Here is a 20,253-nt window from a genome sequence, read left to right as displayed (position 1 = left end):
TTAGGGTTGCCACTCTGTCCCGGCATGAAACCCTTGCCCGTACAGCCGCCCAGCCTCTTCTGCCGCGAAGCGCCCGTTGCACCGCCGTTGCTCTCAACGTGTCCCTTGCCTCTGTCCGTCATCGGTTTATCCGTCCTAGCTCCGCGCTGGATTGTGATCCCCGTCTGTGACCCCTCTCTGATACTCCCACCTTGCTGCCGCCGCTTGGCGGACTGTGCCCCAAATTGTGCCCCGTCTGTGCCGCCACTGTGCCACACAACCTGTTACCACGTTTTCGGGGGCACAGAAACCGAAGCGAGGAACTACAAGAAAAAGCAGGAGATAGCAGGAGAGGGCTGGTAGCGCTACCGGGAATCGAACCCGGGTTTGAAGATTGAGAATCTTCCGTCCTAACCCCTAGACGATAGCGCCACAGGAAGGCAGTAGCCAGTGGTCCGTGGCCACCAGCCAGTCCAAAAATTATAGCAAACGAACGCGCTGGGAAAGCGAAAGGCGCGGGAGCTGTTCCCCGCGCCTCGCTGAGCTTACTGCTGATCGCGCGCTCTAATTGACCCGCTTCTGGATGGCCTCGACGATGGTCTTCACCACCTTCACCCGGGCCCAGTACTTGTTGTTGGCCTCGACCGCGGTCCAGGGAGCGTGGGGAGTGGAGGTATGCAGCAGCATATCCTCGACCGCGCCGAAATATTCGTCCCACTTGGCGCGGTTCCGCCAGTCCTCTTCCGTCAGCTTGTAGGAGCGGTAGGGATCGAGCTCGCGGTTCTTGAAGCGGCGCAGCTGCTCCTCCTTGGTGAGGTGCAGCCAGAACTTGCAGATGACCATGCCATTGGAGTTCTGGTGCGATTCGAACTCGTTGATCTCGCTGTAGGCGCGGCGCCACTCGTCCTCGTGGCAGAACTTCTCCACTCGCTCCACCAGGACGCGCCCGTAATAAGTGCGGTCGAAGATGCCCATGTGGCCGGCGCGCGGCAGGTTGCGCCAGAAGCGCCACAGGTAGTGATGGCTCTTCTCATCGCCGCGGGGAGCGGCGTAGGAGGAGACGGTGTAGCCGCGCGGGTCGAGCATCTCGGTGACGCGCTTGATGGCGCCGCCCTTGCCCGCCGCGTCCCAGCCCTCGAACATGCACAGCACCGGGATCTGCTGTTTGAAGACCTCGAACTCCAGTTCGCGCAGGCGCACCTGCACGGCGCTGATCTGCTCGTCGTACTGCTTCTCCGAGAGCTTCCGGTTCATGTCCAGTTTCTCAAGCATGGGCGACCTCCTCCTTGCGCTCCTCGGCGCGGGCGCGTGCGGAATCCGTCACGGCGAGGGCGGCGCGAGCTTCCTTGGTGGCGGCCCTGGCGGCCGCGGTGCGTGAGACGGCGGCGGGCAGCGCTTTGCGCCGTGCCAGCGCCTCCTCCATCTTCTTCACCAGCACCTGGCAGAGCTTCACGCGTGCCCAGCGCAGGTCGTTGGCTTCCACCACCGTCCAGGGCGCGTGCGCGGTGTGCGTCTTGGCCAGCATCTCCTCCACCGCCGTCAGCCAGCGGTCGTACTGCCGGTGATGCCGCTTGTACTCCTTGGTGATCTTCCAGCGCAGCAGCGGGTCGGCCTGGCACTCGCGGAAGCGCTTCTTCTGCTCCTTCTTGGAGATGTGCATCCAGAACTTGATCAGCACCTGGCCATCGTCGGCCAGCCAGCGCTCGAACTCGTTGATCTGCTGGTAGGCCTCGCGCCACAGCTTCTTCTTGGCCAGCTTGTCGCAGCGCTCTACCAGCACCCGGCCGTACCAGGAGTGGTCGAAGACCGCCATCTCGCCGTCGTTGGGCAGGACCACCTGGTAGCGCCACAGGAAGTGATAGCGCCGCTCCAGGGCCGAAGGCGGTGAGCCGGAATGCACGCGGAACAGCCGCGGGTCCAGCTTCTCGGTGAGCTTCTTGATCGCCTGCCCTTTGCCCGCCGTGTCCCAGCCTTCCAGGCAGATGATGACCGGCAGCTCCGCCTCCTGGGCGGCATACTGCAGCTTGCGCAGGCTCTCCTGCAGCTCGGTCATGGCCTTGCTGTAGCTCGGCTTCGATAGCTTCTTCTTCAGGTCGAGGGTTTCCAGCATAGCGCCTCTCGGAGACAGCCCTGCGGCTGTCGGCTTGTGTTTCATCCACTCCCTGGGTGTGTCGCGTTTGGGGGATAGGGAGTAAAGAGGAGGGCTTTTTATCACGGGCGGCGCGAATGGCACAAGTTTTTGTGCTTCAAAATCGTCCCAGAATCCCTCTTGACAGCCTCCCGGCTTGTGTAGCAGACTAATTTTAGGAGAATAAAAAGCGAAAGTAGAGCGGAGGGGACGCCTGTCCCTTCCGTCCAACTCCCCTTTCGACAGGCCTTTCCGAGGGATATCCCAATGCCGGCGGCAGAGCTTCGTGCCCTCATCGAAACCCGGGTGGAAGAGCGCCTGGGAGGGCGCTTCCCTGCTCCGCTGGGCTGGCGGCAGAAGCCTGCCGCGCAGACGGCGCCCACCGGGATCCCGGAGGTGGACGCCCTCACCGGCGGCCTGCCGCGGGGGGCGCTTACCGAGGTCTACGGGCCGGGGTCGTCGGGGCGCACCGCGCTGTTGCTCTCCCTGCTCGCCGAGTTCACCCAGCGCCAGGAGCTCTGCGCCCTGGTGGACGCGGACGACTGCTTCAATCCGGCGTCGGCTGCCGCTGCGGGTGTGGAGCTGGGGTGCCTGCTTTGGGTGAGGTGTGGAAAGGAAGCAAGCAGCCGGCAGCCGGCGGCCGGCGGCAAAAACAACGACAAAACTCTTGGCAATGTGGATCGTGCCTTGCGGGCCGCCGACCTCGTGCTCCAGGCGGGAGGCTTCGGGCTGGTGGCGCTGGACCTGGGCGATGTTCCCGCGGCGACGGCGCGGCACGTCCCTCTGACCTCATGGTTCCGCTTCCGCCGGGCGGTGGAAGAGACGCCGGCGGCGCTGCTGCTGCTGACGCAGGAAGCCCTCACCGGAACCTGCGCCGCGCTCACACTGAAGCTCGAAGCCACCGCGCCCACTGCGTCGCCGGAGCTGCCGGCACACGCGCGGCTGCTGGGCGGATTCTCCGTCGCCGTCGAGATGGCGCGCTCCGCCTCTGCCCGGCGCCCAGGGAGCGGGATGAAAGCGGCATTCGCAACCGACTTATGACCCGGCTCCTCTCATGTTCTTCGCCGCCATCTACGTCCCCGACTTTCTGGTGGAAGCGGTGGTGCGCGCCGAGCTGCGACTGTACGGATCCAAGGTCGCGATTGTGGATGGGACTCCGCCGCTGGTGAAGGTGGTCGCCGCCAACTCGAAGGCGCGCGCCGCCGGGATCGAGGCGGGGATGTCGGAGCTCGAAGCGGAACCGATGCCGGGGTTGGCGCTGCGGCCGCGCTCGCCGGCGCTCGAAGCCGCGGCGCATCGGGCGTTGCTCGAATGCGCGCAGGCCTTCTCGCCGCGCGTGGAAGAAGCAGCCGCAGACACGTTGCTGCTGGACCTGGCCGGCCTGGAGCCGCTCTTCGGCCCGCCGCAGAAGATGGCCCACGAGCTGGCACGGCGCGCGCGCGAGTTGGGGCTCGAATCGCGCGTCGCCGTGGCCTCGAACCCGGACGCTGCCGTGCACGCTGCCCGCAGCTTCTCCGGCGTCACCTTCGTTCCCGCAGGCCGCGAGGCCGAGCGACTCGGCCCGCTGCCGCTGGAGGCGCTCTTCCTCGATCCGCATGCGGAGGCGGCGCAGCAGATTCTCGAAACCTTCGACCGCTGGGGTGTGCGCACCTTTCGTGCCCTGGCCGCGCTGCCTTCCGTCGCGCTCGCGGAGCGTCTGGGGCCGGAGGGGCTGCGCCTGCAGACGCTGGCGCGGGGCGCGGCGGCGCGGCCGCTAGTCCCGGTGGAGGAGCCGCTGGAGTTTGAAGAGAGCGTGGAGCTGGAGCATCCTGTGGTGCTGCTCGAGCCGCTGGCCTTTCTTCTGAACCGGATGCTGGAGCGGCTCTGCGCGCGGCTGGCGGCGCGCGCGCTGGCCATCCAAGAGCTGCGGCTGAGGCTGCAACTGGAAGGCACCGCCGCAGCCCACCAGCGCAGTTTGCACTTCCCTCTTCCCACGACGGATTCAAAGACGCTGCTGAAGCTCCTGCAACTCGATCTGGAGGCGCATCCCCCCGGCGCACCGGTGGTAAAGATCACGCTGGCCGTCGCGCCCGCCAAGCCGCGTCCGCCGCAGGGCGGATTGTTCGCCCCGCTCTCGCCCCCGCCGGAAAAGCTGGAACTCACGCTGGCGCGACTGGCGGGCGTGGTGGGCGAGGAGCAGGTGGGCTCAGCGGAGCTGATGGATACGCACCGGCCGGATGCCTTCCGCACCGTGAAGTTCGGCGGCGTAACAGCGCAGGGCGCGATTCAAAATGCGAGATTAAAAATGCAAAACGCAAAAAAGCTGGCGCTTCGGCGCTTCCGCCCGCCGCGCCGTGCCCAGGTGGAGACGCGCGCCGGACGCCCGGCCGAGGTCCGCTTCGGCCCGCTGCGCGGCAGGGTGGTGGACCTGGCCGGACCCTGGCGCACCTCCGGCGAGTGGTGGACGGGCGAGGGCTGGGCGCGCGATGAGTGGGACGTGGTTCTAGCGCCCCAGCCTGCCCAAGATGCCGCGAGCATGATCCTCTGCCGGATCTATCGCGACCTCGACAGCGGGGCGTGGTTCGTAGAGGGCAGCTATGACTGATGGGATTTTGCCATTGAGCGATTGAGTCATTGAATCATTGAAAAACCAAACCGGTAAGGGCAATGGGTGAATGACTGAATGACTCAATACATCGAACTGCACGCCCGCTCCGCTTTCAGCTTTCTGGAGGGCGCTGCCCTACCGGAAGAACTGGTGGACGCCTGCGCCGCCGCCGGCATGCCGGCCATGGCGCTCGCGGACCGCGACGGCGTCTATGGCGCGCCGCGCTTCCACCTGGCCGCGAAGAAGGCGGGTGTGCGGGCGCACATCGGAAGCGAAATCACTGTCCGCGATTTCTTTTCACCACGGAGGCACCCTTCGACTTCGCTCAGGGCAGGCTCCGACACGGAGAAAAACAAAAAGAATGGATTCAACTCCGTGACTCCGTGTCTCCGTGGTGAATCCCGCCTTCCGCTTCTGGGGGCGAGCCTCGAGGGCTACCAGAACCTCTGCCGGCTGATCACGCGCATGAAGCTGCGCGTCCCCAAGCACGGCGAGTGCGTGGCCACGGCAGAAGAGCTGGCCGGGCACGCGCGCGGGCTCATCTGCCTGAGCGGTGGCGGCGACGGTCCGCTGGCGGCGGCGCTCGACCGCGGAGGTCTGGAAGAAGGCCGCCGCTGTTTGCAGGAGCTGGAAGAGATCTTCGGGCGCGGCAACCTGTACGTCGAATTGCAGCACCACTTCGACCGCCAGGAGGCGGCGCGCAACTCGGCTGCGGCACAACTGGCGCACACGCTCGGTCTGCCGCTCGTCGCGACCAACGGCGTGGAGTATGCGACCGCCGCCCAGCGCCCGCTACTCGACGTCTTCACCGCCATCCGCCATCACCGGACGCTCGAGACCGCGGGGCGCCTGCTGGCGCGCAACTCAGAGCGCCACCTGAAGACGCCGGCGGAGATGGCGCGCCTGTTCGCCGACCTGCCGGAAGCCATCGCCAACACCGCCGAGCTTTCCGCGCGGCTCCAGTTCACGCTCGCCGACCTGGGCTACCAGTTCCCCAGGTATCCCGTGCCCGAGGGCGAGACCATGATGTCGTTCCTGCGCCAACGCACGGAGGAGGGCGCGCGGGCGCGCTACCGTCCCTACTCGGGCCGGGCGCGGCGGCAGATCGAGCGCGAGCTGGCGCTGATCGAGAAGCTCGACCTGGCCGGATACTTCCTGATCGTCTGGGACCTCATCTGCTTCTGCCGCGAGCAGGGCATCCTGGTGCAGGGGCGCGGCTCGGCGGCCAACAGCGCCGTCTGCTACTCCCTCGGCATCACCGCCGTGGATCCCATCGCCATGGAGCTGCTCTTCGAGCGCTTCCTTTCGGAGGAGCGCGGCGAGTGGCCGGACATTGACCTCGACCTGCCCTCGGGCGAGCAGCGCGAGCGCGTGATCCAGCACGTCTACCGGCGCTACGGAGAGCGGGGCGCGGCCATGACCGCCAACGTCATCACTTACCGCGGGCGCTCGGCGGCGCGCGAGGTAGGCAAGGTGCTGGGCTTCGACCCGGAGACGCTGGCGCGGCTCTCGCGCCTGGCCGGCGCCTGGGAGTTCTGCGATCCCGCCGACACCGCCGAGCGCCGCTTCCGCGACGCCGGGCTCGACCTGGGGCATCCCCGCATCCGCCGATTCTTCGAGCTCTACCGCGCGGTGCAGGACCGCCCGCGGCATCTGGGCCAGCACTCCGGCGGCATGGTCATCTGCCAGGGCGCGCTCGATTCGGTGGTGCCGCTCGAGCCCGCCGCCATGCCCGGCCGCGTGGTGGTGCAGTGGGACAAGGAAGACTGCGCCGACCTGGGCATCATCAAGGTGGATCTGCTCGGCCTGGGCATGATGGCGGCGCTCGAAGAGTCGCTTGCGCTCATCCGCCAGGATTACGGCGAGGAGGTGGACCTGGCCCACCTGCCGCCGGACAATCCCCAGGTCTATGCCGCGCTGCAGGAAGCGGACACCGTGGGCATGTTCCAGATCGAAAGCCGGGCGCAGATGTCGTCGCTGCCGCGGCTGCGGCCCAAAAAGTTCTACGACCTGGTGGTGCAGGTGGCCATCATCCGTCCGGGGCCCATCGTGGGGCGCATGGTGCATCCTTATATAAGGAGGCGGCAGGGGCGCGAGCCGGTGGTCTATCCCCACGCGTCGCTGGAGCCGGTGCTGGCGCGCACGCTGGGAGTCCCGCTCTTCCAGGAACAACTCTTGCGCATGGCCATGATCGCCGCAGGCTTCAGCGGCGGTGAGGCGGAGGAGCTGCGCCGCGCCATGGGCTTCAAGCGTTCGCAGGCGCGCATGCGAGAGATCGAAGCCAAGCTGCGCCGCGGCATGGAGCGCAACGGCATCCCGGCGGCGGCGCAGGAACTGATCGTGCAGTCCATCTCCTCCTTCGCGCTCTACGGGTTCCCCGAATCGCACGCCGCCAGCTTTGCCCTGCTGGCCTACGCCAGCGCCTACCTGAAGTGCCACTACCCCGCCGCCTTCACCGCCGCCCTGCTCAACAACCAGCCCATGGGTTTCTACCATCCAGCCACGCTGGTGAAGGACGCGCAGCGGCACGGGCTGAGGGTGAGGCCGATGGATGTCGCCGTTTCCGAGTGGAGGTGCACGCTGGAGCCGGTCGGCACAATGCAAAATGCAAAATGCAAAATGCAAAGACCGATTCTTGCTGTCCGCCTGGGACTTTGCTACGTCAAAGGCTTGCGCCAGGAGGCGGGCCAGGCGCTGGTGCGCGCGCGGGACGCCGCGCCCTTCTCGTCCATCGACGACCTGGCACGGCGCGTCCCCGAGCTGCGCAAGGACGAACTGGAGGCGCTGGCGGAGATCGGGGCGTTGAACTCAGTGGCGGGCGGCGAGTGGCGCGTGGCGAGCCAGTTCTCGGTTCTCAGTTCTCAGTTCTCAGAAAACGAGAAACCAACCCATCGGCGCGATGCCCTGTGGCAGGTGGCGCGTGCGGTGCGACCGGCGGGTCCGCTGCTGCGCGATCCATCGGAGGCCGGCGACTCGCAGCTCGGGGCTCAGGACTCGGAGCTCGCTTCTCCGCTCGAACCCATGAGCGCCGAAGAGCGGCTGGTGGCCGACTTCCGGGGCACGGGGCTGACGGTGGGGCCGCATCCCATGGCCTACGGCCGGGCGCGGCTGAACGCGTTGGGGGTGCGCCGCGCCTGCGAGCTGCAGCATCTGCCGGGAGGCAAGGTGGTGCGGGTGGCGGGATGCGTGATCGCGCGCCAGCGCCCGGGGACGGCGCGAGGCTTCGTCTTCCTCAGCCTGGAGGACGAAACCGGCATCGCCAACGCCATCGTCACCCCGGACGTCTTCGACCGGAACCGCTGGCTGCTTTCGAGCGCGCCGTTCTTGCTGGTGGAAGGCCGGCTGCAGCACCAGGACAACGTGATCTCGGTGAAGGCGGAGCGCATCCACGCGCTGGAGGTCACTCGCGCCCAGACCCGCTCCCATGACTTCCACTGACCGGAAGGGGAACGCGCCGCGAAAAAAGTTTACTTTCCCCGCTGAATCCACCGGAGCGCGGCGTTAGAATCTTCATATACCCAGGAGTGATAGCCATGCCTCGTACTCGAACAGTGCACAGCGATACTTCCCAGCCGCCAGCCAAGCGGCCGATGCCGGCCAAAGCATCCTCCATGAACCTGGAAGAGGAGATCCGGCGGCGGGCCTACGAACTCTACGAACTCCGCAGCCGTGAAGACGGCTTCGCGGAAGAGGACTGGGCCCGCGCCGAGCGCGAGGTGCAGGCCCGCCGCGGGCTGCGCTCCGCCTGAGCGCCGCGCCCGGCGCCTTCCGATCCCGGCGCCGCCGCCGGCACTCCTACGCCGGCTTGAGCGACTCGGCTTGGCCGTCGCCGTCTTTGCTGGCTTTGTGGCGCGCCTCGACCATCTGCAGGAACTCCTCGCGGCTCATGGTCGGCTTGCTGAGAAAAAACTCGGTGACCGTCTGCACCAGCAGCGCCGCGGACTCCTTGTCCAGGGTGCGCGCCGGGCTCTCGCCGAGGCGGCGGCCGACGGGAGGCCCGGCCTTGGGCGCCGCCAGCCTCGCAATCCAACTCTCCAACATCTGACGGTCAGCGGCGCTCAGATCGATGAACTGCACGCCTACGCCAAATTGCGGGTGCGACGCCATCACTTGCCCTTTGCCTTGCACCTGCTGTTCCCCCAGTGTGAGGACAAAACGGATATAGGTGAGCACGGGCAGGGGCGACATGATCTCCAGGTAGCAGCCGCCCAGGCTGATATCGGTGAACCGGGCCCAGATGCGGCTGCCCCCTCCCTGCTGCCGGACCTCCGCTGCGCCGCCGTTGACGGAATAGCGGGGATGCTTACGGCGGTCCACGCGGCGATGTTCGCCGGTCTCGGGCGCCGCGGCGGGCTGTGAGGTCCCACTTACCTTGCTCAAGGTTTCCTCTTCCTCCATTATATATAGTGTCACAGTTGGAGCAGCTGCTGGATCAGATCGATGAACTGGATCCCCATTCCGAAGTGCGGGTGGGACACCACCACCTGGCCCTTGGCCTGCACATGCTGCTCCTCCAGGGTGAGGCTCAAGTTGACATAAGTTAGCACGGGCAGGGGCGACATGATCTCCAGGTAGCATCCGCCCAGGCTGATGTCGGTGAGGCGGGCCCAGATGCGGCTGTCCACTCCCTGCTGCCGGACCTCGGCTCCTTCGCAGTCACGACTTCGCCCTTGGCGGCCATGCTGTCAGCATAGGGTGGTGACGCGCAGTGCGGGTCGTGAAAAGCAAGGATTCACTGGAGCCCAATGCCGTTTTGGGACTTGTCCCAAAGCGGAACACAATCCAACAACTTGGTTCGGGCTACCTTGCCCTGTGACCTAACTCACATTCCCTGGCCCGCCTGTTGAGCTAGGTTTGCCTGTTGCCGTCACTAGTTTGTAAAGAATGGCTGGGTTTGAAAGAATGGTAGTTTCACCTCCACCCCATGCCCCAGTTTGGAAGCTTCGCTCTTCTTCTCGCCTTAGGCTTCGCGGTCTATGCCCTGGGGGCAGGCGCGTTCGCGCTGCTGCGGCCGGGCTTGGCCGCCGATCGTCTGGGAGAGAGCGCGCGGCGCGCCGGCATCGCCGTCTTCGTAGCCGTGACCGCCGCCGCCGTGGCCCTGGTGGTGGCTGCCTTCCAGGATGACTTCTCCGTCGCCTACATCTTTCATCACAGCAACCGCGACCTGCCGCTGCCCTACAAGTTCTCGGCGCTATGGTCGGGGCAGGAAGGGTCGCTGCTGTTCTGGGCGTGGCTGCTCTCCGCCTACGGATTCGTGCTGCGGCTGCGACACAAGGTGGACCCGCGCCTGGTGGCGCACGCCGCGGTGGTACTTTCCGCCGTCCAGCTCTTCTTTCTTCTGCTGGTGAACTTTGCCGCGCATCCGTTTTCCATGCTGTCCGGCCCGGCGCCCGCCGACGGCAACGGGCTGAACCCGCTGCTGCAGTATCCGGAGATGGTCATCCACCCGCCCATGCTCTACCTGGGCTACGTGGGCATGACCGTGCCCTTCGCCTTCGCCCTGGGCGCGCTCATCATGAAGTATCCGGGCGAGAAGTGGATCCACATCACCCGCCGCTGGACCATGGTGACCTGGATGTTCCTCACCTGCGGCATCTTCCTGGGCGGGCACTGGGCCTACTCGGTGCTGGGATGGGGCGGATACTGGGGCTGGGACCCGGTGGAGAACGCCTCGCTCATGCCCTGGCTCACCGGCACCGCCTTCCTCCATTCCGTGATGATGCAGGAGAAGCGCGGCATGCTGAAGATGTGGAACATGTGGCTGATCTTCGCCACCTTCCTGCTGTGCATCTTCGGGACGTTCCTCACGCGCTCGGGCGTGGTCAGTTCGGTGCACGCCTTTGCGCAGTCGTCGATCGGGACCTGGTTCGTCAGCTTCCTGGCGCTGACCTTCGCCGTGTGCCTGTTCTTCTTCCTGCGCAACCGCTCCTACCTGAAGAGCGAGAACCGACTGGAGTCGCTGATCTCGCGCGAGTCGAGTTTCCTGTTCAACAACCTAGTGCTGCTGGTGGCCTGCTTCGTCGTTCTCTGGGGAACGCTCTTCCCCGTGCTCTCGGAGTGGGTGCAGGGCACCAAGGCCACGGTGGGCGCGCCCTTCTTCAACCGCGTGAACATCCCCATCGCGCTGTTCCTGCTGCTGCTGACCGGCGTAGGGCCGCTGCTGGCCTGGCGCAGGACGTCGCTCGAGAGCCTGAGGCGCAGCTTCACCCTCCCGGCAGCGGCAGCGGTGGCGACGGCTGTGGCGCTGGTGATCGGCGGCATGCGTCCCTGGCAGGACCTGAGTTACTTCTACGCGCTGATGTCCATCTCGCTGGCGGTGTTTGTGACGGTGACGGTGGGCTCGGAGTTCCTGCGCGGGGCGCGCGTCATCCACTCCCACACCGGGATGAACCTGGCCGCCGCCATGGTGCAACTTACCCGGCGCAACACGCGGCGCTATGGCGGATACCTGGTCCACTTCGGCGTGGTGGTCCTCATCATCGGCTTCGCCGGCTCCGCCTTCAATCAGGACAAGGAGCAGGAGCTCGGTCTGGGCGACAAGATGAGCATAGGCCGTTATACCCTGGTGAGCCGCTCCTACACCCGCGACTTCCAGCCCAACTACGAGAGCGACTACGCCATCCTCGACGTCTATCGCAACGGAAGCTTTTTGCAGACCATGTATCCGGAGCGGCGCTTCTACACCGCCAGCCAGCAGGACGCGACCATGGTCGCCAACCGCTCCACTTGGCGCGAGGACCTTTACCTGGTTTACGCCGGGCGCAATCCCGATACCGACCGCCCCATCATCCGCGCCCACCTGAACCCGCTGGTGGTGTGGGTGTGGGCGGGCGTGTACATCGTGGTCTTCGGGACGCTGGTGGCGCTGGTGCCCAACCTCCAGGCAGTGGCACTGCGGCACAACGCGCCCGCGGCGGAGCTGGCAGCGGCGGCGGCAGTAGCCGCCGGGTCGCGGCCGGGAGGCGACTGATGAAGGCTTCGGTGGTGCGGCGTAGCCTCCAGTTGATTGCAGTCAGTCTGGTCGCGATCCTGTTGATGGGCGCGGGCGACGATGCGCGCTTCAACAAGCTGGGGAACAAGATGATGTGCGCCTGCGGCTGCCACCAGATCCTGCTGGCGTGCAACCACGTGGGCTGCACCTACTCCGACCGCATGCGGGACGAGCTCTCTATGGCGCTCACCCGCGGCGACTCCGACGACCTGGTGCTGCAGGCCTTCGTGCAGAAGTATGGGCCGACGGTGCTGGCCGCGCCTCCTGCCACTGGCTTCAACCTGGTGGCCTGGGTGATGCCTTTCGCCGTCTTCTTCTCCGCCATGGGATTCGCGGTGCTGGTGGTGCTGCGCTGGAAGCAGCGCGCCCCCGCCGCCACTCCGGCCTCGGCTTCACCGGAGCTGGAAGCGATGCGGCTGCGCGCCCGCCGGGAGACCGAGCTATGATTCTCGCCGCCAGCCTCTTCCTGACCGCCGCGCTCCTGTATTACGTCTTCTACATGAGCGGGCCGGTGGAGCACGCCCCCGGCAAGACCCGCCTCACCTACCTGCGCGAGCGCAAGGAAGTGGTGTACGAGAACCTGCGCGACCTGAACTTCGAGTACAAGGCGGGGAAATTCCCCGAGTCCGATTACCTGGAGATGCGCTCCGGGCTTGAGGGCGAGGCGGCGGGCGTCCTGGCGGAGATCCAGGAGCTGGAAGCTTTGGAACCGGAGGCAGCCTACAGGTGATCCTGAAAGAGACATTTCACGCCGCGCTCCTGTTGGCGGCGTTCTCCACCGCCGCTTGGGCCGCGGAGATCACTGGGACCGTCCGCAACGCCACCACCGGCAAGCCGGCCGCCGGGGACGATGTGGTCCTGCTGAACATGGCGAGCGGCATGGACGAAGTGGGACGCGCCAAAACCGACTCCCAGGGCCGCTTCCGCCTCACCGTGGACGACGCCGCGACGCCGCACCTGATCCGCGTGAACCACCAGAAGGTGAACTACCACAAGACCGCGCCTCCGGGGACGCAGTCGGTGGAGGTGGAGGTCTACGACGCGGCCGCCAAGGTCGAAGGCGTGCGCGCCATCGTGGAGGTGCTGCGCTTCGAGGCTGATTCCTCCTCGCTCCAGGTCACCGAGCTCTACGGCATCAGCAACAACTCGCAGCCGCCGCGGACGCAGATGAGCCAGCGCAGCTTTGAGATCTTCCTGCCCGCGGGCGCCGAGATCCAGGCCTCGACTGCCATGAGCACGGGAGGGATGCCGGTGAACTCCGCTCCCGTGCCCACGGGCGAGAAGAACCGCTACGCCTTCGTCTTCCCGCTGCGGCCGGGCGAGACGCGCTTCCAGGTCTCCTATCGCCTGCCCTATTCCGGCGAGGCCGACTTTCAGCCGCGGCTGGCGATGCCCACCGAGCACATGGTGGTGATGGTGCCGCCCTCCATGCGCTTCCGCTCGAACGCGGGCGAGGGCGCCTTCCAGGCCATGCCGGAAGAGACCGGGGCCAACGTGCAAGTGGCGACCAGCGCGCGTCCCGGCGCCGAGCCCGGCTTCCACCTCTCGGGCGTGGGCGTGATGCCGCGCGAGGCCCAGGCCCAGGGCACCGGAGAAACGAAGCCGCTCGCTCAGGGGGCCGCCCCGGCGGGTGGAGGCGGGGGCGGAGAAGAAGCTGCGGGCCGTCCGGGTGGCGGCCTGGGCCGTCCCATCGATACTCCCGACCCGCTGCATGAGTATCGCTGGCAATTCCTCGGCGGGTTGACCCTGCTGCTGGCCATGGGCGCGTTCTTTGTGTGGAACCGCTCTGCCGGCGCCGCGGCTGCCGCTCCCGCTGCGGGCTTTTCGGCGACTCCGGGCGCGGGGTTTCCGCCCGTGGCGCGCGACCGCTCCGCGCTTTTGCTGGAAGCGCTCAAGGATGAACTCTTCCAACTGGAGACGGAACGCCACCAGGGAAAGATCTCGGCGGCGGAGTACGAGCAGGCCAAGGCCGCGCTCGATCAGACCATCCAGCGCGCTGTGACGCGCCGGAAACGCGACTCCTGACCGCTCCAAGCGGAAAAGCCGGACGTAGTACAATCCGAAAATCCCATGGCACCGCAAACCATGCCGGTGATCGCCCAGCGCGCGGGGAAGCTCGAAGCCGCGCTGCGCACCGTGATCCGCGGCAAGGACGACGTCATCCGCCTGGCGCTGGTGGGGGTGGTGGCGCGCGGGCACCTGCTGATCGAAGACGTCCCCGGCGTGGGCAAGACCACGCTCGGCCACGCGCTGGCCCGCGCGCTGGATTGCAAGTTCCAGCGCATCCAGTTCACCAGCGACATGCTGCCCTCGGACGTGCTGGGCATCTCCATCTACTCGCCGCTGGAGCAGAAGTTCGAGTTCAAGCCTGGGCCGGTCTTCGCTAACGTGCTGCTGGCCGATGAGATCAACCGCACCACGCCCAAGACGCAGTCGGCGCTGCTCGAGGCCATGAACGAAGGCCAGGTCACGGTGGACAGCCACAGCTATCCCCTGCCCCAGCCCTTTATCGTCATCGCCACGCAGAATCCCGTGGAGCACCATGGGACGTATCCCTTGCCCGAATCGCAGATGGACCGCTTCCTGATGCGGGTGCGCATGGGATATCCGGACGCGGAGAGCGAGCGCGGCATCCTGCGCTCGGAGGCGGGCGCGGCGCGCCTGGAGAATCTGGAAGCAGTGATGACCGCTGCCGACATGCTGGCCATGCAGCAGGAGGCCACCCGGGTGCGCGTGGACGATGCGCTGGTGACCTACACCCTGGCCATCGTGCAGAAGACGCGCGACTCGGAGTATCTCTCGCTCGGCGTTTCGCCGCGCGGGGCGCTCATGCTTTACCGCGCCGCCCAGGCCCTGGCCTTCCTGGAAGGACGTGACTTCGCCACTCCCGCCGACTTCAAGTCGCTGGCCATCCCCGTCTTCGCCCACCGCGTGGTGGCGAACGCCCGCTACTCCTCGACCCTCAAGACATCGGAGCAGTCGGAGCATGTTCTGCGGGAGATTGTGGAGAGCGTCGCCGTGCCGGTATGAAAACCGGAATCATCGGACTGCCTCAAGTCGGCAAGACCTCCCTGTTCAAGATTCTGACCAAGGCGCATGTGGACGCGCACGGGCGCGAGGCGCATCTGGGCGTCGCCAAGGTCCCCGACGACCGCCTGGACAGGCTGGCGGCGCTTTACAACCCGCGCAATCTCATGCACGCCGCGGTCGAGTACGTGGACGTGGCCGCCATCGGCCAGGAAGCCCTCAAGGACACCGCCTACGCCACCGCCCTGCGCTCCGTGGACTCGCTGGCGCACGTCCTGCGCGCCTTCGACGATCCCGCCGTCCCGCACGTGGGCGAGATCGATCCCCCGCGCGACCTGGCCAGGGTGGAGTTGGACCTCATCATCAACGACCTGGGCCAGATGGAAAAGCGGCTGGAGCGGCTGGAAAAAGATCTGAAGAAGATGAAGTCGCCGGACCTGGTGAAGGAGCACGAGCTGCTGCTGCGCGCCAAGGCGCATCTGGAGACCGAGCGCCCGCTGCGCGAGCTGGAGATGACGCCGGAAGACAAGAAGCGCTTCCGCGGCTTCCAGTTCTTGAGCGAGAAGTCCCTGCTGTGCGTGCTCAACGTCAGCGAGAGCGCCGACCTGGGCAAGGATCTGGAGGGCGCGGTGGAGAAATACGGCCTGGGCGCGGCGGCGTCGCGCCCCAACGCCGGCGCCACCGCCATCTGCGGAAAGGTGGAAGCGGAATTGGCGGACATGAGCGACGCCGAGGCGGCGGAGTTCCTATCCAGCTACCACCTGAAGGAGAGCGGCCTGACGCGTCTGATCCGCACCACCTACGCCCTGCTGGGCATGATCTCCTTCTTCACCGTGGGCGAGGACGAGTGCCGCGCCTGGACGGTGCCCGCCGGCACCCGGGCCGCGGAAGCCGCGGGCGCCATCCACTCCGACCTTCAAAAGCACTTCATCCGCGCCGAAACCATCCACTGGGACGCGCTGCTCGAAGCCGGCTCCGAAGCTAACGCCCGCGCTCGCGGCACCTTGCGCCTGGAGGGGAAGGATTACGTCGTTAAGGATGGAGACGTGGTGCACATAAGGCATAGTGGATAGTGGCGAGTGGTGAGCATCGAGCCTGCCAAGCAGCGCGACTTCGCTCCGGTTGGCCCGACGCTCACCACTCGCCACTCGGTACTCGCTACTCAGTCTGTTATCCTCACCCCCGCACATGCACCCTTTTGCCATCAGCATCCTGCTGGGCCTGACGGCGGCGCTGGCCAACGTCTTTGGCGGCACCATCATCGTGCAGCGCAACTGGGAGCGCAGCTACTTGAAGTACTTCGTGGCCCTGGGCTCGGGATTCATGCTGGCCACCGCGCTGCTGGAGATGATCCCGCAGAGCCTGAATCTGGAACACGAGCGCGGCTTGATGTTCGTACTGGCCGGCTACCTGCTGATGCATCTGTTCGAGCACACCCTCACGCCACACTTCCACTTCGGCGAGGAGGTCCACAAGGAAGAGTTCGCAGGCGGACACCTGGGCTACTCCGTGCTGGTGGCGCTGCTGATCCACACCTTCTTCGACGGCATCGCCATCGCCTCCGGCTTCCTCATTTCCGACTGGCTGGGCTGGGTGATCTTCTTGGCTGTTTTCCTGCACAAGATCCCGGAGGGATTCACGGTGGCCTCGGTGATGCTGGCCAGCGGAAGCAGCCGCCGCGCGGCCTGGACCGCCTCCGCCATGCTGGGCGGGGCGACGCTGCTCGGGGTGCTGGCCATGGCTGGGTTCAAGCACGCGGTGGCCCTGGGCCTGCCGCTCTCCGCGGGCGTGACTTTGTATGTGGCCGCTTCCGACCTCATCCCCGAAGTCAACAGGGAGCCCGGGGTGAAGATGGCCTTGATGGTCTTTGTGGGAGTGGGACTGCTCTTCCTGCTGGACCTAGCCTTCCACGCGCACTAGCGGATGCGCGGCGCTACGCGCCCTACTCCACCTGCTGCTTCGCTGTGTACCCTTCGCGCGCGATGATGGAAACCTTGGAAGGTTTGCCGTTGACGTTGACCTGCAGCGGTCCCCCGTTCCCGTCCACCAGCTCGATCTTGATCTTACGGTAGGTGCCGTCCTGCTTGCTGTTGCTGGGATGGTAGGCGATGGAGTACTGGTTGCGGATGGAGTTGGCGACGTCGCGGAAAATGTCGGGAAGTTCGCCTTCGAAGCGCGGCTTGTACCACTTGCCGCCAGTCATGGTAGCGAAGGCGCGCATCTGGTTATCGGCCTGCAGGAAATCCAGCCGCTGCACCGGCCCCAGGGCGCCTCGCGCATCCGCCCGCATAAGCATCGCTTCCCCGGTGCTGACGGTGAAGATGCCGACGTTGGGCGTCTCCTTCACCTTCTTCAGCGTGCGGTCGAGGGTGATCTTGCTGAAGCTATCGTATCCGGTCCCGATCAGGACGATGTACTTGCGTCCCTCCACCCGGTCCAGCCGGTCGAGGGTGTCGTAGAGCGCGTCGAACATATTGGTCTCGCTGAACATCGGGACCCGCAACGAGTGCAGCGCGCCGAACACCTCGCCCTTGTTCTGGGTAAAGTCCACCAGCATGTGGGTCTTCATGTCGTAAGAGACCACGGCCACCCAGTCGTTGGGCTTGAGCGAGTTGGCGAAGGTGTAGCTAGCGTTCAGCGCGTCATAGACGAATTGGTAGTTGATGCTGGCGAACTCCACCACCAGCACGGCGGTGATGGGCGCCTCCGTCTGGCTGAAGGAGGTGACCTTCTGCGGCACGCCGTCCTCCAGCACGCGGAAGTTCTCCTGCTTGAGGCCGGGAATGAAGAAGCCGCTCTTGGACACGACCATGACGTCCACATTGACCAGGGGCACGTCCACGCGCAAGGAGTAATCCGCCAGGCCTTCGGGCGGCTTGCGCTTCACCGCCTCCGGCGGCGGCTCTTCCTTCTTTTTGGGGACGGCGATGGGTCCCACGTCGCCGGCGGGACCGCCGGCTTCGGCGGGCGCCTCCTGCGTGGGCTTGTCCGGGGTTTTGGTCTGGGGCTTGGAGCTGGAGGTGGAACCGGACTGCGCCCACAGCGCCGCCCCCGCCACCAGCAACACCGCCAGCGCGGCCGCCCTTACAAAGGAATGGGGGCGGTTCCGTCTGAGAGTTTGTCTGTGCGGGAGCTCGGCTGGGAACATGAATGCGCCTTCCTGACCTGTCTTCGCTGTCCTAGTATAGATGCGCGAATCGTGATTTGGTTTTTCTTCCCTCGGGGATTTTTGCGCCCCTGGCGGCGTCCCAGGACCGCCACCGGGCGCTGGGATGGGCGGGACGCGCCTGCGCCCTCCGCTGCTACAATCCCCGCATGCGCAGCGTAGTACAGCACCTGGCGTGGGTCGTCGCCATGATCTACGCGGCGGTGCCTGTCTTCTGGGTCCTGATCCACCCGCTGGTGGACTTCTGGCGGCGGCAGAAGCGCTCGCCCTACTGGGTGCTGCTGCCGGCGCAGGGCACGACCATCGCCCTGGGCCTCGTCCTCACCTGGCCCTGGCACCGCGAGATGGTCTACGACACTCCGTACGCCTGGATCGCCGCCGTTCCCTTCATCGGCGCGGCCATGTTCATCTTCCGCAGGCTGCGGCCGCACTTCACCAACCAGCAGATGGTGGGGCGCAACGAACTCGCGCCGGACCGCTTCGAACAGCGCCCGGTGACCACGGGACTGCACGGGCGCATCCGTCATCCTATTTATCTTGCCCACTTCCTGATGCTCACGGGATGGACGGTGGGCAGCGGCTTGCTGGTCTGCTACGCCATGGTGGGCTTCTCTTTGGTGGCTGGCACCATCATGATCACGCTGGAGGAGCGCGAGCTGGAGCACCGCTTCGGCGACCAGTGGCGCGAATACAAACGGCGCGTGCCGGCGTTCCTGCCGCGACGTCCCCAGCCGCCTGAGCCGGGCTCTTCCGAGGTTCCGCGTGCGCTTTGAACTCTTCGTTGCCGCCCGCTACCTGCGCGCCAAGCGGCAGCAGGCCGTGATCAGCCTGATCACCGGCATCTCCGTGCTGGGGGTGGCGGCGGGCGTGGCTTCGCTCATCATCGCGCTGGCCATCACCAACGGCTTTCGCCAGGACCTGGAGCAGCGGCTGGTGGGCGCCAGCGCCCACGTCAGCCTGCTGCGCGTGGCCAACGACGGCATCCGCGACTGGCCGGCGCTGGTGGCGCGCCTGGAGAAGCAGCCGCACGTCGTCGCCGCCGCTCCCGCGCTCTACGAGCAGGTGCTGGTCTCGCGCGGCGCACGCGCCCGCGGCGTGGTCATCAAGGGCGTGCTGCCGGATTCCGAACGCCGGGTGGGCCAGCTCCTGCAGACGGTGAAGTTCGGCTCGTCGGCAGCGCTGGCGCCACCCCCTGCGGGCGAGCCGCCCGCATCCACACAAGCTCTGCCGCCCCTGGTGCTGGGCAAGGGCGCGGCCGACGAACTCGGTGCCACCGTCGGCTCCGTGGTGCTGGTCACCAGCCCGCAGGGCGAGCTCACGCCGTTCGGCATGGTCCCAAAGTACGTGCGCTTCCAGGTAGTGGGAATCTTCGAATCGGGCTTCTACGACTACGACACCGCCTGGGGCTTCACCCGGCTCGCAGACGCGCAGCGGCTCTTCGGCCTGGGCGATGTGGTCTCGGTGATCGAGTTCAAGGTGGACGACCTCGACCGCGCCGGCGAGATCGGCGGCGAGCTGGAGCGCGCCGCCGGATCGGGATTCATGTCCACCAATTGGATGGAGCAGAACCGCGCGCTGTTCCGCGCCCTGCGCCTGGAGCGCCGCGTCACCTTCATCACCGTGGGACTGATCGTGCTGGTGGCCGCGCTCAACATCCTGATCTCGCTCATCATGATGGTGATGGAGAAGACCCGCGACATCGCCGTGCTGCTGTCGCTGGGCGCGCGCCGCGCCCAGGTGCGCAACATCTTTCTGCTCGAGGGCGTGCTCATCGGAGTGGTGGGCACCGTGCTGGGACTGGCGCTCGGCTACGCCCTCGCCTGGGCCGGCGGACACTACCGCTGGATCTCACTCTCGCCCGAGATCTATTCCATCGACTACGTGCCCTTCGCGCCGCGCCTGATTGATGGTGTGCTGGTGGCGCTGATGTCGTTGGGCATCTCCTTCGTGGCGACGCTTTATCCCTCCTGGTCGGCGGCGAGGATCCTGCCGGCCGAGGCCCTGCGCTACGAGTGACGTTTTGTCGCAAGTGCCGTCCGCCACTGCGTTCCCATGTCAGCCAAAGCTACAAACTTTGGTAATCTCCCGGATTCTGGAGGAGGCACCAAAGTCCCTGACCCTGTGGTCTAATGCTGCAGGAGCTGAAGATAGCGGCTTCGGGTTTCCACAGTAGGAGAACGAGACGGTTGGAGACCGGCGTGCATCCAATGACCAGCGACGACCTGCTGCGAGTGGAGGGGCTGACCAAGGTTTTCCCCTCTGGCGGGTCGGATCTGGTGGTCTTTGACAACCTGTCCTTCCGGGTACGGAAGGGAGAGATGCTGGGCATCGTGGGCGAGTCGGGTGCGGGAAAGAGTACCTTACTCTACATCCTC

19 protein-coding genes and 1 tRNA gene are annotated in these 20,253 nt (G+C 66.2%); 14 read left to right on the top strand and 6 right to left on the bottom strand.

Going from position 1 to position 20,253, the window contains the following annotated elements:
• Positions 1 to 336 precede the first annotated feature (336 nt).
• From VGQ94_10990 to VGQ94_10980, 3 genes are all read right to left on the bottom strand, one after another.
• Positions 337 to 411: transfer RNA gene (locus VGQ94_10990), tRNA-Glu, on the bottom strand.
• Positions 412 to 543: 132 nt separating this feature from the next.
• Positions 544 to 1,251 carry a hypothetical protein gene (locus VGQ94_10985; GenBank protein ID HEV2023034.1) on the bottom strand — a complete coding sequence of 236 codons (708 nt, stop codon included), beginning with the start codon at positions 1,249 to 1,251 and terminating at the stop codon, positions 544 to 546.
• The gene (locus tag VGQ94_10980) at positions 1,244 to 2,089 is read right to left on the bottom strand and encodes a hypothetical protein (GenBank protein HEV2023033.1); all 846 of its coding nucleotides are present in this window, start codon (positions 2,087 to 2,089) and stop codon (positions 1,244 to 1,246) included. Before VGQ94_10980 ends, VGQ94_10985 begins: the two co-directional genes overlap by 8 nt.
• A 285-nt stretch (positions 2,090 to 2,374) precedes the next feature.
• On the opposite strand from VGQ94_10980, the gene VGQ94_10975 reads away from it, so the two are divergent.
• From VGQ94_10975 to VGQ94_10960, 4 genes are all read left to right on the top strand, one after another.
• Positions 2,375 to 3,148 (top strand): hypothetical protein, encoded by a 774-nt coding sequence (locus VGQ94_10975; protein ID HEV2023032.1) that lies wholly within the window; start codon positions 2,375 to 2,377, stop codon positions 3,146 to 3,148.
• Between the two features lie 13 nt (positions 3,149 to 3,161).
• The gene (locus VGQ94_10970) at positions 3,162 to 4,691 is read left to right on the top strand and encodes a DNA polymerase Y family protein (protein HEV2023031.1); all 1,530 of its coding nucleotides are present in this window, start codon (positions 3,162 to 3,164) and stop codon (positions 4,689 to 4,691) included.
• Positions 4,692 to 4,769: 78 nt separating this feature from the next.
• Positions 4,770 to 8,132 (top strand): error-prone DNA polymerase, encoded by a 3,363-nt coding sequence (locus VGQ94_10965; protein ID HEV2023030.1) that lies wholly within the window; start codon positions 4,770 to 4,772, stop codon positions 8,130 to 8,132.
• 152 nt (positions 8,133 to 8,284) lie between these two features.
• Positions 8,285 to 8,443 (top strand): DUF2934 domain-containing protein, encoded by a 159-nt coding sequence (locus tag VGQ94_10960; protein ID HEV2023029.1) that lies wholly within the window; start codon positions 8,285 to 8,287, stop codon positions 8,441 to 8,443.
• A gap of 46 nt (positions 8,444 to 8,489) precedes the next feature.
• Here VGQ94_10960 and VGQ94_10955 read toward each other — a convergent pair whose 3' ends face one another.
• Both VGQ94_10955 and VGQ94_10950 read right to left on the bottom strand, forming a co-directional pair.
• On the bottom strand, positions 8,490 to 9,074 hold the full coding sequence (locus tag VGQ94_10955) for a PilZ domain-containing protein (protein ID HEV2023028.1): 585 nt from the start codon (positions 9,072 to 9,074) through the stop codon (positions 8,490 to 8,492).
• Positions 9,075 to 9,103: 29 nt separating this feature from the next.
• Positions 9,104 to 9,319, bottom strand: a complete 216-nt coding sequence (locus tag VGQ94_10950; protein HEV2023027.1) for a PilZ domain-containing protein — start codon at positions 9,317 to 9,319, stop codon at positions 9,104 to 9,106.
• Positions 9,320 to 9,618: 299 nt separating this feature from the next.
• Here VGQ94_10950 and VGQ94_10945 point away from each other — a divergent pair, with 299 nt between their 5' ends.
• The 7 genes from VGQ94_10945 (at position 9,619) to VGQ94_10915 (ending at position 16,632) form a co-directional block, all read left to right on the top strand.
• Positions 9,619 to 11,664, top strand: coding sequence for a heme lyase CcmF/NrfE family subunit (locus tag VGQ94_10945; protein ID HEV2023026.1), 2,046 nt, complete (start codon positions 9,619 to 9,621; stop codon positions 11,662 to 11,664).
• Positions 11,664 to 12,131 carry a cytochrome c-type biogenesis protein CcmH gene (locus VGQ94_10940; GenBank protein HEV2023025.1) on the top strand — a complete coding sequence of 156 codons (468 nt, stop codon included), beginning with the start codon at positions 11,664 to 11,666 and terminating at the stop codon, positions 12,129 to 12,131. The genes VGQ94_10945 and VGQ94_10940 overlap by 1 nt, the downstream gene beginning before the upstream one ends.
• The gene (locus VGQ94_10935) at positions 12,128 to 12,415 is read left to right on the top strand and encodes a hypothetical protein (protein HEV2023024.1); all 288 of its coding nucleotides are present in this window, start codon (positions 12,128 to 12,130) and stop codon (positions 12,413 to 12,415) included. The genes VGQ94_10940 and VGQ94_10935 overlap by 4 nt, the downstream gene beginning before the upstream one ends.
• Entirely contained in the window at positions 12,412 to 13,710 is a 1,299-nt protein-coding gene (locus tag VGQ94_10930; protein ID HEV2023023.1) for a carboxypeptidase regulatory-like domain-containing protein, read from the top strand. Before VGQ94_10935 ends, VGQ94_10930 begins: the two co-directional genes overlap by 4 nt.
• A gap of 45 nt (positions 13,711 to 13,755) precedes the next feature.
• Positions 13,756 to 14,715 (top strand): MoxR family ATPase, encoded by a 960-nt coding sequence (locus VGQ94_10925; protein HEV2023022.1) that lies wholly within the window; start codon positions 13,756 to 13,758, stop codon positions 14,713 to 14,715.
• A complete protein-coding gene (locus VGQ94_10920; GenBank protein HEV2023021.1) occupies positions 14,712 to 15,785 on the top strand; it encodes a DUF933 domain-containing protein in 1,074 nt (357 codons plus the stop codon). The genes VGQ94_10925 and VGQ94_10920 overlap by 4 nt, the downstream gene beginning before the upstream one ends.
• 115 nt (positions 15,786 to 15,900) lie before the next feature.
• Positions 15,901 to 16,632 carry a ZIP family metal transporter gene (locus VGQ94_10915; protein HEV2023020.1) on the top strand — a complete coding sequence of 244 codons (732 nt, stop codon included), beginning with the start codon at positions 15,901 to 15,903 and terminating at the stop codon, positions 16,630 to 16,632.
• A 22-nt stretch (positions 16,633 to 16,654) separates the two neighbouring features.
• Here VGQ94_10915 and VGQ94_10910 read toward each other — a convergent pair whose 3' ends face one another.
• A complete protein-coding gene (locus tag VGQ94_10910) occupies positions 16,655 to 17,779 on the bottom strand; it encodes a VWA domain-containing protein (GenBank protein ID HEV2023019.1) in 1,125 nt (374 codons plus the stop codon).
• A gap of 248 nt (positions 17,780 to 18,027) precedes the next feature.
• Between VGQ94_10910 and VGQ94_10905 the strand changes: the two genes are divergently transcribed.
• The 3 genes from VGQ94_10905 to VGQ94_10895 all read left to right on the top strand — a co-directional run.
• Positions 18,028 to 18,651 carry an isoprenylcysteine carboxylmethyltransferase family protein gene (locus VGQ94_10905; protein HEV2023018.1) on the top strand — a complete coding sequence of 208 codons (624 nt, stop codon included), beginning with the start codon at positions 18,028 to 18,030 and terminating at the stop codon, positions 18,649 to 18,651.
• On the top strand, positions 18,641 to 19,894 hold the full coding sequence (locus VGQ94_10900; protein ID HEV2023017.1) for an FtsX-like permease family protein: 1,254 nt from the start codon (positions 18,641 to 18,643) through the stop codon (positions 19,892 to 19,894). The genes VGQ94_10905 and VGQ94_10900 overlap by 11 nt, the downstream gene beginning before the upstream one ends.
• Positions 19,895 to 20,064: 170 nt before the next feature.
• Positions 20,065 to 20,253, top strand: a 189-nt coding sequence (locus VGQ94_10895; GenBank protein ID HEV2023016.1) for an ATP-binding cassette domain-containing protein, incomplete at its 3' end; no start/stop codon positions are given.

Source organism: Terriglobales bacterium, from assembly GCA_035937135.1.
GTDB lineage: Bacteria > Acidobacteriota > Terriglobia > Terriglobales > Acidobacteriaceae > DASYVL01.
The sequence above is the reverse complement of the archived record's forward strand: the minus strand, read 5'-3'. Positions and strand labels throughout refer to the sequence as shown.

Bases quoted from the DNA above. Each gene is read 5' to 3' on its own strand.
- VGQ94_10985 (HEV2023034.1), bottom strand. From the start codon at position 1,251: ATGCTTGAGAAACTGGACATGAACCGGAAGCTCTCGGAGAAGCAGTAC.
- VGQ94_10980 (HEV2023033.1), bottom strand. From the start codon at position 2,089: ATGCTGGAAACCCTCGACCTGAAGAAGAAGCTATCGAAGCCGAGCTAC.
- VGQ94_10975 (HEV2023032.1), top strand. From the start codon at position 2,375: ATGCCGGCGGCAGAGCTTCGTGCCCTCATCGAAACCCGGGTGGAAGAG.
- VGQ94_10970 (HEV2023031.1), top strand. From the start codon at position 3,162: ATGTTCTTCGCCGCCATCTACGTCCCCGACTTTCTGGTGGAAGCGGTG.
- VGQ94_10965 (HEV2023030.1), top strand. From the start codon at position 4,770: ATGACTCAATACATCGAACTGCACGCCCGCTCCGCTTTCAGCTTTCTG.
- VGQ94_10960 (HEV2023029.1), top strand. From the start codon at position 8,285: ATGCCGGCCAAAGCATCCTCCATGAACCTGGAAGAGGAGATCCGGCGG.
- VGQ94_10945 (HEV2023026.1), top strand. From the start codon at position 9,619: ATGCCCCAGTTTGGAAGCTTCGCTCTTCTTCTCGCCTTAGGCTTCGCG.
- VGQ94_10940 (HEV2023025.1), top strand. From the start codon at position 11,664: ATGAAGGCTTCGGTGGTGCGGCGTAGCCTCCAGTTGATTGCAGTCAGT.
- VGQ94_10935 (HEV2023024.1), top strand. From the start codon at position 12,128: ATGATTCTCGCCGCCAGCCTCTTCCTGACCGCCGCGCTCCTGTATTAC.
- VGQ94_10925 (HEV2023022.1), top strand. From the start codon at position 13,756: ATGGCACCGCAAACCATGCCGGTGATCGCCCAGCGCGCGGGGAAGCTC.
- VGQ94_10920 (HEV2023021.1), top strand. From the start codon at position 14,712: ATGAAAACCGGAATCATCGGACTGCCTCAAGTCGGCAAGACCTCCCTG.
- VGQ94_10915 (HEV2023020.1), top strand. From the start codon at position 15,901: ATGCACCCTTTTGCCATCAGCATCCTGCTGGGCCTGACGGCGGCGCTG.
- VGQ94_10905 (HEV2023018.1), top strand. From the start codon at position 18,028: ATGCGCAGCGTAGTACAGCACCTGGCGTGGGTCGTCGCCATGATCTAC.